Raw genomic sequence first — 17,280 nt, forward strand, 5'->3', positions numbered from 1 at the left:
GGAGCAAAGAACGTTTTCATCCTCAGAAGCCTTTTCAATGAAAAATCGAGAAGCTAGACTCCGTAGACTCAAGGAACGTGGTAGGGCTTTAGCCAATCCAACCAAAGCACCTGAAGCTGGCGATTCAAAGGTAAGGTCGATCAACAGCCGATCGCTCAAGCCAGATGCCAAGCCAGACGTGAAACTAGAGAATAGACCAAAAAGAGGGAATAGACCAACGGGGACAAGACCTAATCCCCAGAAATCTGTGGTTCGATCAGTTGTATGGCAGTTTGCTCGTTTTGCGATCGCAGGCGTAGGCTTAAGCATGATTGCGGGAACGATGATTTCCCTATGGCACAACCATTCTTTGAATAGTTCTGTCGCCAAGACCACCACCCCTAGCCCAGTTGCCACCAGCACGCTCAACGAAGACCCCACAAAACCAACCCCAGAGACAACGACTGCGTTGCTCAAAACCCAAGCCCTAGGGTTAGAATCACAAATCAAACAACTTGCCAGCCAAGAGAGCGACCTAGGCTTGCAAGTGATGGTGATCGATATCGATGGCGGTAACTATGTCAATATCGGTGCTAATCAGCCGATCGCCAGTGCCAGTACGATCAAACTACCCATTCTCGTTGCATTTTTACAGGATGTCGATGCTGGCAAAATTAAGCTCGACGAACAACTAGAGATGACGAGTGATGTCAAGGCAACCGAATCTGGAAGTTTGCAGTATCAACCTCTCGGAACAAAGCTTTCCGCTTTAGAAACTGCCAAGATCATGATTATTTATAGCGATAACACTGCTACAAACATGATTATTAAGCGCTTAGGTGGGCCAGAAACACTCAATCAACGGTTTAAATCTTGGGGGCTAACCGCTACAGCAATCCGCAATTTTTTACCCGATCTTGAGGGCACAAATACCGTCAGTCCTCAAGACTTGGTGAATGTTTTAGCTCTGGTCGATCAAGGCAAATTGATCAAGCCGCGCAGCCGCGATCGCTTCATGGACATCATGCGTCTCACCGAAACCAATACGCTTCTACCCAAAGGCTTGGGTGAAGGCGCTAGAATTGCCCATAAAACGGGAGATATTGGCTCTGTGGTTGGCGATGCGGGCATCATCGATATGCCCAACGGCAAGCGTTATATCATGGCAGCCTTGGTCAAACGTCCGATCAACGATCAAAGAGCCAACGAGCTGATTCGCAAAGTTTCCCGCGTGGTCTATGAAAATTTTGATGGCCAAACTCGCAAGCCAGAAACAGAATCGGCTACGCCAATCCCTACGACCAATCCGCCCAGTAATTCTGAAACCCGCAGTAGACCGCAAAATGCACAACCATAATGTTCTATAGGATTCTGTAGGGGCAGGCACAGGAACTGCCCCCGATCGCCTTGCCTAGTCACAGATTCTTTCCAATATAGAGAGCTAATCCAAGCAAAGCGTTTTACGATCAGCCATGATCGCGGGGATTGGTTGTATCGGCTGGTTGAGGAGATTTGAACGTTGAGATCCGATCGCTGCTAAGACTGTTATGGGGTAGGGGGCGATCGCTCATCATCGCTTCGATATTTGCCGCCATAATGCTGTGGGGGATAACGCCTACGGCATCGCCGATCGCCTTATTATCGCTACTCAAGAAAATAAACCTTGGAATACCATCGACGCGATATTTGGTGATTTCTGGTAACCATTTGTTATTGTCCACATTCAGCATGGCAAAGTTGACGCGATCGCCATACTGTTTTTGCAAAGCCAAATTATCGGCTGCCATCGATTGGCAACTCGTACACCAGTCGGCATAAAACTCCAAAATCGTCGGCTTATTGTTCGCCAAAGCTGAGTCTATGGGTGTAGCAGCCTGCGCCACGGTTTCTAGAGAGGTACTGATATTTTGGGTGCGAATTCCAAAAAATAGGGCAATGGTTAGGGCGATCGCGGCAAGCGCAATCAATGCATTTCGCAAGCGATCGGAGCGATTTGTGTCGGGCGTAGAAGTAGAATCCATAAAAACAGTGAGTTTAAGTATTTCGATCGGGTTTAAAACTTGTAGCTGATTTCTTTCCTAGAATTCTAATTCTGGAAATAGCTCGGCAACACTGAGAGAAAATCCAAGCACAACATCTTCACCATCTAAATTATCTGTTATCTGTAACAGCCTATCTGGCTGAGGTTTGTGATAGACCAAAACAAATTTTTCTTCTGGATTAACCACCCAAACTAAGCGAGTTCCGTTTGTAAAATAATCGACGATTTTGGTATGAATTTCTTCAACGGTATTATTGGGAGAAAGAATTTCAACTGCCAGATCTGGTGAGCCTTGCCAAGAACCTGTAGGTAATTGCTTTAAACCTTTTAGTCGTTCGCGAGAGATGAAAGAAATGTCAGGCGATCGCTTATTCCCAGATTCCATCGTGAAAGCAGTGCTAGAGTCACAGGCTACACCCAACTTTCTAGGGCGAATATAAAGCTCTAGCGTCCCTGCCAAAAAAGCCCCAATATTGCCATGTTTCACACCAGAATTCGCCATGACGATTAGATCTCCGTCCACAATTTCATAACGATTGCCATCGTCGGGCAAAGCCATAAAGGCTTCATCCGTCCACAAGGTTTTGTTAGGAGCTTCGTCAAGTGTCGTGACATACTCTGGAGATGCTGGGTTGCTTAATTTTTCAACAGCAATGGTCATAACGTTGTATTCCTAGGTTCTGATGGAACGAGACTTGCAATTACAAGGGATGAATTGAATACAAGAACTAGTACAGATCTTAACTTATGTTAAACCTTACTCAGACTTGGTACTTTCGAGCAACTTGAGTCTCGCGGATCGGGTAGGATCGTGAAACCGTTGCAAGTCTTGCTCAAATCAATTCGCCAAACAACTATGAATCATGATGCTCCCGATCTAGCGCTATCTATCGAACATCAAGGCGTGCCTGAAGCCCATCAAGGACTGCACTCGTTTCTTTATAGTTCTGAGCAGGAACATGCCCCTTCCTCGGTGACTGCACCCAATCTAGAAAACGATGGGACGGAAATTGTGCCGATTTTAATCTGGAGCGATCGCGCCTCCAATGCCAAAGTCGCCGCAGTCTATGCCGTGCTGGATCGCGATCGCCAAACGCAATACGTGAGCTATTCCCGTAATGTTTTGCTCTCGCTAAATAGTCACGTAGCTCAATTTGGCGAAGAAATTTGTGCTTTTGTGCGGGTGCAAACCTTCAAATTTCCCAAACGCGAAGTCATGGAAAGTCTGCGCGATCGCTGGTTGGCGGAGCTAGATCAAATTCCCTTTGGCAATCAAGATGGTAGTACTTGGGCAAGTACGGTCAGCGAAGCGGCAACGGCTGCCATGACCGCCCAAGAGCGACAAGCTTACGAAGAGAAAAAGCTTAAAATTCGGAAAGCGATGGCTGATACGGCACTAAGTCGCGAACTGGATGCAATCGCACATCAAAGCAGCAACGACCTCGAACAAAGACAGAAATTAGAATCAGCCGTTAAAGATGATGATTGGAGCGCAGTAATTTCTTCGCAAACAAAAGAAACTGTGAATTCTGACCCACATTAAATCCAGTTTAAGTGGAGTTTAAATTCAGGGAAATACCAGTCTGTTCGCTCAGATTTATGTGATATTTCAGTATGTGCCATTTGATATGCGATCGCCGATCGATAAACATTGGGATGGACAGTTCTATTATTCAATTTTTCTGCTAAAACACACTTATGTTAGACCCTGTGAAGACGATTAGCATCTTTCAAAAAACACCAGATCCAAAGACTTTTAAGGCGGGAGAAACCATTTTTGAAGCTGGTCAAACAGGTGATGCCATGTATGGCATTATCGAAGGGGAAGTCAATATGGTCGTTAATGCCAAGGTCATAGAAACGCTGACCAAAGGTAAGCTGTTTGGTGAAGGTGCCTTGATCCATGACGATCACAAACGCGCTTCGACGGCGATCGCCAAAACAGATTGTCAACTTGCCTATTTGCCAAAATTAGAATTTTTATTCGCCGTCCAAGAAACGCCAGAATTCGCACTCCAAGTCATGCGTAACTATTCCGATCGCTTGCGTCAAGCCCGTGAAACGCTCTCAAGTCTTTCTGATTTTTAAACAAATCCATGAAAAACTATAGAATTTCCTTACTGGTTTTTCCTGTCTCTGTTATAATGGGCAAGCCAAGCTAGTCTTTAGGCAATTCTACGGCGGTGTAGCCAAGTGGTAAGGCAGGAGCCTGCAAAGCTCTCATCCGGGAGTTCGAGTCCCCCCACCGCCTTTAATGTTTGAAAATTTTATTTTGAAAATCTGTGGCGCGATCGCTTTAAATGCCCTCGCCCACTAGTGTTATACCTGAAAACACCAGAAACAGACTACCTCCGATCGCAGTGACGAGCCAATCAGAGATGCGGCAAGCAATCAGACGACCACCGATTACGGCTAACAAAGCGCAAATGCCATGTCCTAAGATTGCGCCCAAGGTCACGCCTATGGAATCTTGAGATGCTGCCAAGGCGAATGTGCTGATTTGGGTGCGATCGCCCCACTCGGCTAAAAAGGTCAGCGTAAATGCTTTCAGCACAACTGCAACCTGTGGATAGCTTGACAACAGCTTTCCCAGTTTCGATCTTCCTGCTTGGAATGCATTCTCTGATTTTTCCTGTTCTTCTAGAAATTCTTCTGCTTCTACAGCTCCTAGACATTCCCCAGATTTTGCTTTGAGCTTTTTGGCATCCCACAATAATTTCAAGCCAAATAAGAGAAACAACCCAGCGGTGGCATAGTGGGTATAAACCTTAGGGATAAAATGTGCGAACTGCCCGACCCAAACCGATAGAACGGTCATGATAATTAATGCCAGCATCGCACCTGCAAATACCAAGCGGCGAGAATGGTGCATCGCCAGAATGACGGCAATAAAAAAAGATTTATCGCCAATCTCTGAGATTGTAATCAGCAAAAGCCCTGCGGTAAATGCAGTTAACATAAAATCAAGCTCCGTTATGATGTCTGAGTAACGTGACGGAACTTGATAGGGCTATACGAGACTCCACCAAGCTCACATCAGATACGATGAGTGAACTAAGTGAAAGTCTCGCTACTAAGTCTTTTAAAAGGCTTCTCTAGGCTAGCTTTGCTGCGCTAAAGAGTTAAAAACTTACTTCCAAACCAGGTTTGCAGCAAATGTGCAAGAGCCAGTATGTTGACTTGGAAAACTGATAAACGTTTGCTTTCTCGCTACATCTGTAGAAGTTACGGCAATTTATCAGCAGCTACTCCCTTTCGGTATTTGTCTATGGTAGTTCAAAGCGAACCTAAACGCAAATCGTAAAAATCGATTCAGCCTACATAGAGTTTAATTTTAGGAAGCTGCGATCGCTCAAATTGTCGAGCATTGCTCCTTTAATATCGTCATGTTAGATTGAAATTATCTGGGTGAACCAACAAGATTAGGTTGTCCTATGGCTACGCCAAAATCAGGTGGTTAGCCATGAAAAGGCATCCCAATAAATAATTTGTAGGACGAGGTCTCCGACACATGTTATCTGCTGAGCTTACATTTGCTATCCTAGAGAACTACGATCCTTCAGATGATGAGGCTTTTGAAGACCTTCTCTCCATTTGGTATAAGAACGGGCAGATTGAAACAAAAAGATGGCATACTGTTCGGAACAATCAACATGTTCGTGTAACTGCTTGGCTCCCCGATGAAAATGCCCTAGACGCAGTGCATAACAACACATACGCGAATGAGGTTCTCACAGATCTCCCAAAGCGAGGATTTGGTCTACCAGTTATACGAATTCTTGGAGTTGATACCCAGTTCGACCCTCCATGCAGTTGTCCAAATAGTGAGAGTCTAATACTGATCACAAACTACCTCTCTGCAATCTCTCCTTTTCGATGTGGAAGCTGTTTCAATCCCGTTGCATTATATCGTCTTCCACACACGCACGATGAAGAACATCTCGACGTTCTACATTGGGCTAGCGACTACAGGGCTTGCGATACGCTACAGATGCACTGCACAACTGGAGAACGCTTTGCAGAGTCCCAACTCTACCGTTATGATAGCTCCCTCTCTCAACAGGGCAAGGACATTGCAGCAAAGCTTTCGACTAAGATTTTCAAGCCAGTCTATTATTTTCTTCTGAAATCGCGTGGAAAAAGCCTTAACTCCGAGCGTTCGCGGCATTGTCCTTCCTGCGGTGGAACGTGGCTTCTTGAACAGCCTTGGCATGGGCTGTTCGACTTCCGTTGTGACCGATGTTCCTTACTGTCAAATATTGCTTGCGGTATTCAAAAGTGAGATGTGCTGGCTAACAAAGTTTATCTCTTGGCGTTCAACGTAATACGTTATATGCTTGTAATAAGATGTGATATTACTAGGATGTGATCCGAAATTTTAAAGACAAAGAAACTCAAAAGCTTTTTGAGCGTCATCGATCGCATAAATTGCCATCAGACATTCAGCAAGTGGCATTGCGAAAACTACGGATGCTTAATCGTGCAGAAACCCTTCAAGATCTTCGTGTACCACCAGCTAATCGTTTGGAGCGTTTGGTTGGCGATAGAGAAGGTCAACATAGCATTCGAGTAAACGATCAGTGGCGAATTTGCTTTGAATGGCAAGACGGAGATGCTTTAGACGTAGAAATCGTTGATTATCATTGAGGTAAAAGAATGAACGAAGATAAATTGCTGCCAATTCACCCTGGCGAAGTGCTTTTAGAGGAATTTCTAAAGCCCATGAATCTTAGTCAAAATCAAATAGCTCTGGCTTTACGAGTTCCCGCACGACGCATTAATGAAATCATTCACGGCAAGCGTCGTATCACAGCAGATACAGCCCTTCGCTTAGCTCACTACTTTAATATGTCGCCACGATTTTGGCTAGGACTGCAAATGGATTACGATTTAGATCTAGTTGAGGATGAAATAGGAGATCGATTGAAAAAGGAAGTTGCAGTCTTGGCAAGTCAAGGGAAATAAATTTTCCGTAGCTGGACATTCTTCTTTTAAGCGTTTTGCTTCACTTGCGATCGCTGCCTATTCGCGATCGCCTCATGAGCCTACCTACATTTTTAGTTAAAGGAAGCCAGAGTATTATATGGTTAGTTCGGCTAACTAAATAATATTGGGCTATGGAAGAAATTTTGATTGAATTTGTCAGCACCCTTGATGCATCCTTCAAAAAGATACAAGGGGAAGTGGGAAGTACTACGGGTATTTCAAAGCTAACCATCAGTCAATTTCAATATATCAATGCCATCCACGAACTTGGGAACCCAACGATTACGGAAGTTGCAGACAAGCTCGCGATTACCAAAGCTTCAGTAACAGCGGGAATTGATAAGCTGATCAAAATGGGTTATGTCACAAAAGCGCAGTCTCAAGATGACAGGCGCAGTTTTCATGTGAGTTTGACGGAAACGGGCGAGCAATTAATCGATGCTAAATATTTAGCACTAAAAGAATATGGAGCGTTTATCAATGCAGCATTGAGCGATAAGGAAGCTAAACAATTTGAAGCCATCATCACGAAATTGGTAAAACTTTTTAGGCAAACCTAGTGTTTTGCTGTATAGTTAGTTAGACTAACTAACAAAAGCCTATGTTAATTACCATGTTGGCAGCGGGTACGAGAGGAGACACACAACCCTATATTGCTTTGGGGTTAGCGCTGAAAGCCGCAGGTTACACCGTCCGTATTGCCGCCTCAGAGACCTTCCAGAGTTTTGTGGAGGGCTTCGGATTGGAGTTTTATCCGCTTCAGGGTGACGTGTCCAAAGTTTCTACTGATAGTCATCTTAAAAAAGCCATGCAGGCTGATAATCCACTAAAGATCGTTATGAGCTTTAAGGTACTAAGAGAATATGCTTTTAGCTTGCAGAAGGGATTTTATGATGCCTGTCAGGGTGCAGATGCGATCGTTTATCATCCCGGCGCAGCGATCGGATATTTTATCGCTCAGGCTTTAAATATTCCCAGTATTCTCGCGACACCATTTCCTATGACGCCGACAAAAGATTACCCCGCGCTGATTTTCTACGATTCCGTTCGACTGGGTAAGACATTCAATCTCCTGACACATATTCTCTTTGAGCAAACCATGTGGCTTGTGTCCAGTTTGCCCATACAGCAATTCTGGAAGCAAGAATTTGGAAGCGTTCCTCCAAACTTTACAAATCCATTCAGAGCAATAAGGGAAAAGAACGCTCTAACGATTGTTTCTTGCAGTAACTATGTTTTTCCAGAGCCAAAAGATTGGCCCGATCGCGTTCATAACACAGGCTATTGGTTTGTAGACGAAGAACACAATTGGACTCCCTCTGATGAACTACAGGACTTTTTGCAGAGTGGGACTCCACCTGTTTACGTTGGCTTTGGCAGTCTAGGAGACCCAGATAGAGCTACTCAAACCACAGAGTTAGTCATTGATGCGTTAAACCGTTCTGGGCAACGTGGCGTTTTGGCAACAGGATGGAGCGGCATGGCGAAGCTCGATAGGATTCCCGAAAACATATTTATCCTTGATAGCGCTCCTCACGCTTGGTTATTTCCTAGGATGTCTGCTGTTGTCCATCATGGAGGGGCTGGGACAACAGCGGCTGGCTTAAGGGCTGGCGTACCCAGCATTCTCATACCCCATGCCAACGATCAATTTGCGTGGGGACGCCGCGTTTACGAACTTGGGGTAGGTGCTAAACCGATTCCAAGACAAAAACTTACTGCCGCAAAACTATCTGAAGCAATTATGCAAGCTTTAACACCAGAGGTAAAACTGGCAGCTAAAGCTTTAGGGGCAAGGATTCAGAGCGAACATGGATCTGAAACGGCTGCAAAAGCGATCGCGCATTATCTCGAGCAACAGTAAGACTATCTAATTCCAAAACCTTTCGATAGCGCTTACTGAGCGCTGCTCGGTCTAAAATTGGGATATTACCTACTAAGATAGATAAAAGTATTGTCCTCAAAGTGGCAACATAGCTTGGCGATCGCAAATAACCCTATGGATGATGACGACTCAGAATTCTAATCCTTCTCCCTCTCATTCTCGCGCTCAGCCTAGAAACTTTGATGTCGTTCTAGGGGGACATGCCCCCATGCCCCTAGGGAGCGTTGTTTTAGGTGGCATTGCAGGGGTAAAGAGTCGGCTTGCCAGCGTGTCTGTCCCTCAAAGAATTGCTGCCCTGAGAGAAGCGATCGCCTATGGAAGTGCTGGTATCGATTTAATCTTAGAAGCTTTAGAAGATGAATCTGGCAAAGTACAACGTGCGGCGCGTTTGCTGCTTTGGCGAATTCCAGAGCCAAGAGTGCAAGAGGCTTTAGCGGGTTACAGCCACTATCAACTCTTTGATTGCCTTCAGACCCTGAATGGACATGGGCAACCAGTGACGGCTTTGGTGATTTCACCCGACGGACAGACGCTGTTTAGCACGGGGGGAGATAAAACGATCAAAGTATGGGACTTAATCGCCGGTAAAGAGAAAGCAACGCTCAAAGCACATACACAGTTAGTCAGTTCTCTTACGCTTAGCCCAGATGGAAAGACCTTGGTGAGTGGCAGTCGCGACAAAACGATTAAAGCATGGGATTTATCTACTGGGAAAGTCACGAAAACGATGGCGGGGCATATTGGCTATGTTAATTCCGTCGCGATCGCACCTGATGGCAATACCCTCGTGAGTGGAAGCCAAGACACCAGTATTAAAATTTGGAACCTCGCTCAAGGGAAAGAACTACGGACATTGCGAGGTCATACCAACCTGGTCGATGCTGTAGCAATGAGTCCCGACGGCAAACTACTGGCGAGTTGTAGTTGGGACACCACAATCAGGGTATGGGATCTAGAAACAGGCACGCAAATCTGGGAATTTATCGGACATTCGGCACGAGTGCTATCCTTTGCGATTAGTCCCGATGGCAAGACCCTCGTCAGTGGCAGCCTAGATACCCGCATCAAAGTCTGGGACTTGGTTACAGGTAAAGCCATTCGCACCCTAGAAGGGCATTGGGGCTGGGTGAAGTCTCTCTTGATTAGTAAAGATGGAAAGACCCTCGTCAGCGCCAGCTACAAAGCGATCAAGATCTGGAATTTGGAATCAGGCGAAGAAATTCAAACGCTCAATGGGCATCTGGACTTGATCAATACGATCGCTCTCAGTGCTGATGGTCAAACCCTCGTGAGTGGTGGTGAGGACAATGCGATCGGGATTTGGGGTGTTCCTTAATCTGAGTTTAGACTACCAGCAAATCTCGCTTTACTGTAAGCACGGATCGCCATCAGGAGGATGCCAACCACCTTTAACCCATAAACCTCTTGCTTTAAGAATAAAGCCATCATTGTGATTCTGATCGTTGAGATCTAATCTGTGGCAGGTTGCACGACCGATTGGGGTCGTGCCCACGATCAACAAGAGATCGCGAGACCATGCAAAATGCTCTCGCCATTGCTGTTGGCGTGGGTTAAACAATGGGATTTCCTGTTGTGTTTGCGGATCGATACCAGTCATAAAGTTATAGCGGCGACTGTTACAGCGAGAACAAGCAAGGGCAAGATTATCTAGCTCATGTGTTCCTCCCAACGATTGAGGGAGAAGGTGTTCCATTGTAAAGCGATCGCTATTTAGGTATTCTGGCGAATGGCAGTATTCACAGAGGTTACGGGCGCGTTCTCGAACAAGTCTTCTGGTTTGAGGGGACACCATAAGGCTTTTTCAGCAATTTGGGCATTAATCAGGGTAAAGATACGGGAAAGTTCTGTAATTCCTTCGAGTTCGGCAGTTTGCTCGTTCGTGAGTGTATCTGCTTTTTTTCGATCTAAAAGGTCTTCTAGCCGATCCTGCAAATCATCTGTGAGATGAAATAGAAAGACATTACCCAATGGGACAATATTCATCCCAATAGGTAGGAGTGATGATGGCTGCACCATTGTTTGTGTAATCATTTCTCACCTTGTATTTTTCAGGAAGCTTCATTTAGCATAGCGCATAAACCAGTGAGGTGAGGGCTTCCATGCCTTTTGTCAAGACAACAAGCAGATCGCCGCCTTTTGATCTTGAGAGTTTTATTTCAGGAAACCCATCGGTCGAAGCTGGTCGATATTTTCTTGTACAGATTTTGCGGAATTATGGAGAGCGGCTAATTCATCAGCCGCGAGATTGAGTTCTACGACAGCATCCACGCCTTGATGCCCCAACTGCACGGGTACACCCATAAACAGGTCTCTTAAGCCATACTCACCCTGTAAATAAGCGGCAACAGGAATTATGCGGCGGCGATTGAGCAAAATTGACTCCACCATGACATAGGCAGCAGAGGCAGGGGCAAAGTAGGCACTTCCCGTTTGCATCAACTTGACGATTTCGGCACCACCATTTCTCGTGCGTTCCACCAGCCGCGCGATCGCTTCGGTATCCATTAACTCAGTAATCGGCACGCCGCTGACCGTCGAGTAACGGGGCAGTGGAACCATCAGATCGCCATGTCCACCCATCACCATTGCGGTAATATCGGCGATCGAAATGCCCAACTCTAGGGCGATAAATGCTTGAAACCGAGAAGCATCCAGTACGCCTGCCATGCCGACCACACGATGACTGGGCAAACCGCTGACTTGCCAAGCTAGGTAGGTCATCACATCTAAGGGGTTAGACACGACGATTAGAACGGCATTGGGTGAGTGCGCGATCGCTTTGGGAACGACATCCGCCACAATCGAGGCATTAATGCGCAGCAAATCTTCGCGGGTCATCCCAGGTTTGCGCGGCACGCCAGCAGTAATTACCACCACATCGGAGTTTGCCGTATCTTCGTACTTGTCAGTCCCGATAATGCTGCGATCGTGTTGCTCGATCGCCCTAGCTTGGGTGAGGTCGAGCGCCATCCCTTGCGACTTCCCTTGCACTACATCGAGTAAGACCACATCCGCCAGATTTTTCTCGGCAAGACGCTGCGCCAGCGTACCACCCACATTCCCCGCACCAATTACCGTTACGCGGGTCAGAGAATCGTCTGGAATGCGAGTGGGTTTAAACATAGGTTTAGAACGGCTTACCGTCGGCGTGGGACTGGGCGAACTACTGCTGCACTTTCATCGATCAATTTCTTGACAGGAGGTGCTTCTAAAATTGGCTTCGTATCGGCGATTAACTTCTCACCCCAGAGGTTTTCGAGCAGATACTCAGGCTTGCCATAGCGGGGGTCGATTTTCATGGCTTCCACCCCTAGTTCAATACCTTTGGCGCGATCGCCCTTAGCATAGGTGGCTGCTGCTAGTGCCAGCGTTGGTTCGGCAGCTTGAAATTCTACTTCTTTTGCCTGTTTGAGCGAGTTTTGCCAAAACTCTATCGCGGTATCTCGATTGCCTCTCTCATATTCTACCAAGCCAATATTGTTGGTAGCAGCCCAGAACTTTTTGTCTAAAGAAAGCACGCGGTTGAACTGGTCGATCGCCTCGCTATATTTTTGGGTCAAGAAATAGGCATTCCCCAAGTCAAAAATCGCAGAGGGCGAGTTGGGAGATAACGCTAAACCTTTTTGCAAAGTGCGAACTGCGGCGGAGTAATCTTTATTACGGAGATAGGCAGAGCCTAGCGTAAATAAAATGGTCGGCTCATCTGGTTTGAGTTCGTAGGCAGCGGACAGTGAGGCGATCGCTTCAGGATATTTTTCTTTACGCAGGTAGATGCTGCCTAAAATACCTTGCGTTTGAAATGCTTTGGGGGCAAGTTGTACTGCCAGTCTAGCTCTAGGTAAAGCCAAGTCATATTGTTCAAATTGAGCCAGTTGTGCCGCTTCTCTCGCTAACACAAGGGCTTGCTCCTCCAAATTACCAAAGTTGATTCTGACAGTATGAGGAATCAAAGCTTGAGCGTTTACAGATGCTGTCCCTAAACCAATAACAGCACTACTAGCAGCAGCCAAAATAGCAATCAGACCAGAACGATAGCGCACGGGAGTAACTCTTATGAAACAGTAGTATTTTTTATCATAGCCCGACTTAGAGTATCACATGAGGCAAGTATGAGAATTTAAAGCCCCAAAATTTACAGTTTAACTATGCGTTTAAACATTGTTCCAACCTTAGGTCCTACCTTAAAAAAGGGGATTAACCAAGGGGGATTTAGGCGCATGGGTTAAAATTGCAAATAGCCGACGAATTGCAGGCTTTGAACTCTTGTTAAAATTTTTATTGCGTTACTAGACACCATGACTCCTGAAACGATTAAGGGCAAAATCACAGCGATCGCGACGATGCGAGCCTCGCTCGTCCAACTCTCACAACAAAAGAATCTGGGTAACTTAAGCATTGACGTCGCCCAAGCCTTAGAAGAAATTGACGATTTATTACAAGAATTTAAAAAGACGTTCCCTGATTGTTCCATTAATCTTTAGGAGACTTTATACATGAATCCCTTTGGTGGCATCGTTCAAAAGGCATTTTACTTAGGCATGGGTTTGGCTTCTTTAGCCAGCGAAAAAGCAGGCTCAACCCTATCAGAAATTCGGAGTCAAGCCACTAAGTTGGCTGAGGACTTGGTGGAGCGTGGCGAAATGACCACAGAAGAGGCGCGGAAATTTGTGGACGATCTTGTGCGTCAGGCACAGCAGCCCATTGGCGAAGGCAAGGGTGACGCCAAAGACGATGGTAAGTCAGGATCGCAGCAAGCTCCTCGCACCATAGAAATTTTCAATGATGATGAGACCTTTGCGGGGGCAAACCCTACTGATGTCGATCAGCTTAAACAAAAGGTGCAAGCCCTACAGGAAGAGTTAAAGCGCATGCAAAAGTCTTAGACCGAAATTTTTGTGATGGCGATCGCACTTAGGCGCAGAAAACATCACCGAAAGCTGGTACGCAGGTCACAGGCTCTAACCCTTGAAAAGTACACAATAAGTCTACTAGCGACGTATCTACAAACTCTGCCCACAAGTTCACACCTGTGGGCTTTTTCTTTGCAACAATTCTTGCGATTTTCATCGCGCTCAGAATTCTCGATAAAAATCTCGATTCAGCCGATCCGAGCGCTGTTTTTGGCACTCGCACGAGCGACCCTATCTGCATTACTAATATAATTTCTAGAAGGGTATCGATTTACTGAGCAAAAATCATGTCTATCACAAACTTGAGCATGCAATCATTTCGCGGCATTAGCGATCTAACCCTAGAGCTAGATCCTCAGCTCAACGTCCTAATTGGTGACAACGGCTCGGGTAAATCTAGCGTTCTCGATTGCTTAGGAGCTTTACTTCATCACACTTCCGAGCTAGTAATTTCACTGTATTCCGATCTGAGCAAAATCCTAAACAACAGCAGTGATTTTGAAAAACCACAACCTAAAAATATTTTTTTGGATGATGATATCGCTATTAACAACACAGAACTTGCAGTCCAATTGGAAGCTATTCTTAATTCTTTAAATCTCCGTTGCCGTATACAAAAAGAAAGTAGAGATCACTCCAAGGCGTCAATCAACCTACTACATCCTTCATCTTTTGCTAGTTTACCAAGATTTTTTCATTCTAAGAGTATACCAATACTGATTTATTACTCAGTTAAGCGTGACATTCTTTTTGAGGATTCTCAAGATTCTCAACAGACCAAGAGTAATAACATTCTTGATGCTTATAATCGTGCCTTTGCAGGTGGGCGGGTTATTTTTAAAGAATTTTTTGAATGGTTTAAACTACTCGAAGAATTAGAAAATGAATTGATTAGAGATGATCCTGGTTACCGAGATAGACAATTAGAATCTGTACGTCAAGCAATATATACTTTCCTGCCAGAATTTAACGATCTAAGAATTCGTCGCCGTCCCGAACTACGTATGACAGTAACTAAGAATGGATCTGAACTTACAATTAATCAGTTGTCAGATGGTGAAAAAAACTTATTGGCAATGGTGGGAGATTTGGCGAGGAGATTGGCGATCGCTAATCCTGAAATGGACAAACCTTTGCAAGGTAGTGGTGTTGTCTTAATTGATGAGATTGAGCTTCATCTCCATCCCAAATGGCAGCGTATGATTATCCCCGGACTCATTAGAACTTTTCCAAACTGTCAATTTATTATTACAACCCACTCTCCACAAGTACTAGGCGAAGTTAAAGATGGCAAGATCTTTCGACTTACAAATACCGAATCAGGAGTTAGGGCTGACATAGTGAGAACATATGGCAGAGATAGCAACCGCATCCTCGAAGATGAAATGGGGTCTTCCAAACGTAGTCAAGAGATTAAAGATGGTTTACTCAGTTTATTCAGATTGATTGATGATGGCAATTTACCTGAAGCGAGAGAGCTACAAGTATCTCTGAAAGAGGAGATCGGATTTGATGAGCCAGAATTCGCAAGGGCAGATGTATTAATTCATCGCAAGGAAGTTTTGGGTCGATGAGATATATCAGGAAAGGGCAGGAACCACAGAGTTTTGCCGACTGGAAAGCCCAAGAAAACGACGACTGGAAACCAACTTATAGCGATTTATCAGGTTCGATAAAATCTCAACTTCACGACTCCTTGCTTTTAGAACAGGGCAATACTTGCTGTTACTGCGGCATGAGAATCACCAAAAATATTAGCCATATCGAACACCTCAAGCCCCAGAGTAAGTTCAAGAATCTAGCATTAGACTTCAAAAATCTCTTCGCATCATGTGGTATCTCTGAGACGTTTAGCGCAGAATATGAGAATGTCCATCATTGTTTGGAGCATTGTGGCATAAAAAAGGATAATGAACTGCTTGCCGTGTCGCCATTACAACCAGACTGTGCTGAATTCTTCCGCTATACTGGCTCTGGGGAAATCCGTCCCACAGAAGATTCCGATCGCAAGCAAGCTGCGTTGGATTCGCTCGAAACTTTAAATCTTAACGAGAGCAGGCTCAAGGCTATGAGAGAGGAAGCAATTGATGGAGCTTTACAAGGTATTGAAGAATTAACGAGTGCAGAGCTAGATCGTCTGATCGAATCTTACGAGCAGCCCAATCAACAGGCTTTTAGTTTTGCGATCGCATACATCCTGAAACAATCTCAGTCCCAGACTCAATGTAGCGTTTCTTTATGCCAAATCCTCAAAATGCACATCGCCTTATAAATGGGTATTGGCTTATGATTTGCGGTAGGGTATTTGCGTTGATATCTACATAGGTATTTGCATGATCACAATGGAATGGTTTAGGGTGGCTTTGAGCTTAAAAGGCTCGGTAGCTCCGATTGTTTTGCCACGGGTTCTCTTATTTGGTAGTTTTGGCTTTCTCGTTTCGCTCTGGCATTACTTTTATCCCATGCAGTCAACCTTTGTGTTGGGGGAGTTGGCAGGGAACGTCGTTTATAACTTGGTGCTGGGCTTACTACTCGTATTCCGTACCAATAGCGCCCACGAACGATATTGGGAAGGTCGTAAGGCATTGGGGGCTTTGGTCTTTAACATCCGCAACCTAGCCAGAGATATTCAGTTGGGAGTTCCCAGTTTAGACGCAGCCGATCGCGAAGCCAAGCAACAAGCCTTAAAACACTTAGCCGCCTTTGCGATCGCGACCAAACTCCATCTGCGGCAAGAACCGATCGATCGCCAGTTGGAATCTCTGATTTCCGAATCCCAAGCCGAAAAGCTCAAGACCAGTAAAAATTGCCCGTTAGAAATCAGTCTCTGGATTGGTGAATATCTGCAATCTCAGTTTCAACGCGATTCCTTGCAGGATGCGTCCCGCCGCATTGACAGCATACGTCTTACGAACTTTGGTCAATTGTTGAATAATTTGGTAGAAGGCTTGACCAGTTGCGAACGAATTCTCAGAACGCCGATGCCCCTTGCCTATGCCATTTATTTAAGGCGATTAATTCTAATTTATTGTATCGGCATCCCTTTCTACCTCGTAAATCGGCAGGAGTGGTGGACATGCCTGAGCGTTGCCATTATTAGCTTTATTTTGACGGGAGTCGAACAAATCGGGAATGAAATTGAGAATCCCTTTGGTCACGATCCCAACGATCTGCCTGTAGATGACATTTGCAATACGATTCTTGGGAATGTCGAAACCGCGATCGCCTACAGTCCCACAACATTGTCGCTGCCTTCTTCCCTTTCAGATATGAACTAGTGACACTAAAGCATTATCTGCGCTTTTATTGGGGATTTAGAACTGGTGGAAAAATGCAACCAAACAAGAGTGGTGTTTTTGCCAACCCAATCACTGTAGATACTGTCTTAAAAGTCAAGAGGTAATTACTCCCTTCCCGCCATAAAATCAGGTAATTAATGAGAAAATAAAATCCAGTGT

Annotated in this window: 21 protein-coding genes and 1 tRNA gene; 15 read left to right on the forward strand and 7 right to left on the reverse strand. The window is 45.3% G+C overall.

Annotated elements, in window-relative coordinates:
- Positions 1-37: 37 nt before the first annotated feature.
- On the forward strand, positions 38-1,336 hold the full coding sequence (locus tag V2H45_RS14365; RefSeq protein WP_330484337.1) for a serine hydrolase: 1,299 nt from the start codon (positions 38-40) through the stop codon (positions 1,334-1,336).
- A 109-nt stretch (positions 1,337-1,445) separates the two neighbouring features.
- On the opposite strand, the gene V2H45_RS14370 is transcribed toward V2H45_RS14365, so the two are convergent.
- Positions 1,446-2,000, reverse strand: coding sequence for a thioredoxin domain-containing protein (locus V2H45_RS14370; RefSeq protein WP_330484338.1), 555 nt, complete (start codon positions 1,998-2,000; stop codon positions 1,446-1,448).
- 57 nt (positions 2,001-2,057) lie between these two features.
- The gene (locus V2H45_RS14375; protein WP_408648791.1) at positions 2,058-2,579 is read right to left on the reverse strand and encodes a Uma2 family endonuclease; all 522 of its coding nucleotides are present in this window, start codon (positions 2,577-2,579) and stop codon (positions 2,058-2,060) included.
- Positions 2,580-2,876: 297 nt separating this feature from the next.
- Between V2H45_RS14375 and V2H45_RS14380 the strand changes: the two genes are divergently transcribed.
- The 3 genes from V2H45_RS14380 (at position 2,877) to V2H45_RS14390 (ending at position 4,271) form a co-directional block, all read left to right on the forward strand.
- On the forward strand, positions 2,877-3,563 hold the full coding sequence (locus V2H45_RS14380; RefSeq protein WP_408648792.1) for a GIY-YIG nuclease family protein: 687 nt from the start codon (positions 2,877-2,879) through the stop codon (positions 3,561-3,563).
- 155 nt (positions 3,564-3,718) lie between these two features.
- On the forward strand, positions 3,719-4,108 hold the full coding sequence (locus tag V2H45_RS14385; protein ID WP_330484341.1) for a Crp/Fnr family transcriptional regulator: 390 nt from the start codon (positions 3,719-3,721) through the stop codon (positions 4,106-4,108).
- 91 nt (positions 4,109-4,199) lie between these two features.
- Positions 4,200-4,271 (forward strand) — tRNA-Cys (locus V2H45_RS14390).
- 45 nt (positions 4,272-4,316) lie between these two features.
- Here V2H45_RS14390 and V2H45_RS14395 read toward each other — a convergent pair.
- On the reverse strand, positions 4,317-4,979 hold the full coding sequence (locus tag V2H45_RS14395; protein WP_330484342.1) for a TMEM165/GDT1 family protein: 663 nt from the start codon (positions 4,977-4,979) through the stop codon (positions 4,317-4,319).
- Positions 4,980-5,531: 552 nt separating this feature from the next.
- On the opposite strand from V2H45_RS14395, the gene V2H45_RS25630 reads away from it, so the two are divergent.
- The 6 genes from V2H45_RS25630 (at position 5,532) to V2H45_RS14420 (ending at position 10,227) form a co-directional block, all read left to right on the forward strand.
- The gene (locus V2H45_RS25630; RefSeq protein ID WP_408648789.1) at positions 5,532-6,302 is read left to right on the forward strand and encodes a DUF2310 family Zn-ribbon-containing protein; all 771 of its coding nucleotides are present in this window, start codon (positions 5,532-5,534) and stop codon (positions 6,300-6,302) included.
- Between the two features lie 83 nt (positions 6,303-6,385).
- Positions 6,386-6,667 carry a type II toxin-antitoxin system RelE/ParE family toxin gene (locus V2H45_RS14400; protein WP_330484343.1) on the forward strand — a complete coding sequence of 94 codons (282 nt, stop codon included), beginning with the start codon at positions 6,386-6,388 and terminating at the stop codon, positions 6,665-6,667.
- Positions 6,668-6,676: 9 nt separating this feature from the next.
- Positions 6,677-6,985, forward strand: a complete 309-nt coding sequence (locus V2H45_RS14405; protein WP_330484344.1) for a HigA family addiction module antitoxin — start codon at positions 6,677-6,679, stop codon at positions 6,983-6,985.
- Positions 6,986-7,137: 152 nt separating this feature from the next.
- The gene (locus V2H45_RS14410; RefSeq protein WP_330484345.1) at positions 7,138-7,566 is read left to right on the forward strand and encodes a MarR family winged helix-turn-helix transcriptional regulator; all 429 of its coding nucleotides are present in this window, start codon (positions 7,138-7,140) and stop codon (positions 7,564-7,566) included.
- Positions 7,567-7,607: 41 nt separating this feature from the next.
- Entirely contained in the window at positions 7,608-8,870 is a 1,263-nt protein-coding gene (locus V2H45_RS14415; protein ID WP_330484346.1) for a glycosyltransferase, read from the forward strand.
- 139 nt (positions 8,871-9,009) lie between these two features.
- On the forward strand, positions 9,010-10,227 hold the full coding sequence (locus V2H45_RS14420) for a WD40 repeat domain-containing protein (protein ID WP_330484347.1): 1,218 nt from the start codon (positions 9,010-9,012) through the stop codon (positions 10,225-10,227).
- Positions 10,228-10,257: 30 nt separating this feature from the next.
- On the opposite strand, the gene V2H45_RS14425 is transcribed toward V2H45_RS14420, so the two are convergent.
- The 4 genes from V2H45_RS14425 to V2H45_RS14440 form a co-directional block, all read right to left on the reverse strand.
- Entirely contained in the window at positions 10,258-10,704 is a 447-nt protein-coding gene (locus V2H45_RS14425; RefSeq protein ID WP_408648790.1) for an HNH endonuclease, read from the reverse strand.
- Entirely contained in the window at positions 10,623-10,943 is a 321-nt protein-coding gene (locus V2H45_RS14430; RefSeq protein WP_330484349.1) for a hypothetical protein, read from the reverse strand. The genes V2H45_RS14425 and V2H45_RS14430 overlap by 82 nt, the downstream gene beginning before the upstream one ends.
- A gap of 120 nt (positions 10,944-11,063) precedes the next feature.
- Complete coding sequence (gene mdh, locus V2H45_RS14435; RefSeq protein WP_330484350.1) at positions 11,064-12,035, reverse strand: malate dehydrogenase; 972 nt, start codon at positions 12,033-12,035, stop codon at positions 11,064-11,066.
- A 14-nt stretch (positions 12,036-12,049) separates the two neighbouring features.
- A complete protein-coding gene (locus V2H45_RS14440) occupies positions 12,050-12,952 on the reverse strand; it encodes a tetratricopeptide repeat protein (RefSeq protein ID WP_330484351.1) in 903 nt (300 codons plus the stop codon).
- Between the two features lie 255 nt (positions 12,953-13,207).
- On the opposite strand from V2H45_RS14440, the gene V2H45_RS14445 reads away from it, so the two are divergent.
- The 5 genes from V2H45_RS14445 (at position 13,208) to V2H45_RS14465 (ending at position 17,100) form a co-directional block, all read left to right on the forward strand.
- Positions 13,208-13,393: a hypothetical protein gene (locus V2H45_RS14445; protein WP_330484352.1), complete on the forward strand. Its 186-nt coding sequence runs from the start codon at positions 13,208-13,210 to the stop codon at positions 13,391-13,393.
- 12 nt (positions 13,394-13,405) lie between these two features.
- Positions 13,406-13,795: a phasin family protein gene (locus tag V2H45_RS14450; RefSeq protein ID WP_330484353.1), complete on the forward strand. Its 390-nt coding sequence runs from the start codon at positions 13,406-13,408 to the stop codon at positions 13,793-13,795.
- 314 nt (positions 13,796-14,109) lie between these two features.
- Positions 14,110-15,396, forward strand: coding sequence for an AAA family ATPase (locus V2H45_RS14455; protein ID WP_330484354.1), 1,287 nt, complete (start codon positions 14,110-14,112; stop codon positions 15,394-15,396).
- Positions 15,393-16,094 carry a retron system putative HNH endonuclease gene (locus V2H45_RS14460; RefSeq protein ID WP_330484355.1) on the forward strand — a complete coding sequence of 234 codons (702 nt, stop codon included), beginning with the start codon at positions 15,393-15,395 and terminating at the stop codon, positions 16,092-16,094. The genes V2H45_RS14455 and V2H45_RS14460 overlap by 4 nt, the downstream gene beginning before the upstream one ends.
- Before the next feature lie 61 nt (positions 16,095-16,155).
- Positions 16,156-17,100, forward strand: a complete 945-nt coding sequence (locus V2H45_RS14465; protein ID WP_330484356.1) for a bestrophin family protein — start codon at positions 16,156-16,158, stop codon at positions 17,098-17,100.
- The last annotated feature ends 180 nt before the right edge of the window (positions 17,101-17,280 follow it).

The organism is Tumidithrix elongata BACA0141 (assembly GCF_036349135.1).
Taxonomy (GTDB): Bacteria; Cyanobacteriota; Cyanobacteriia; order Pseudanabaenales; family Pseudanabaenaceae; genus Tumidithrix; species Tumidithrix elongata.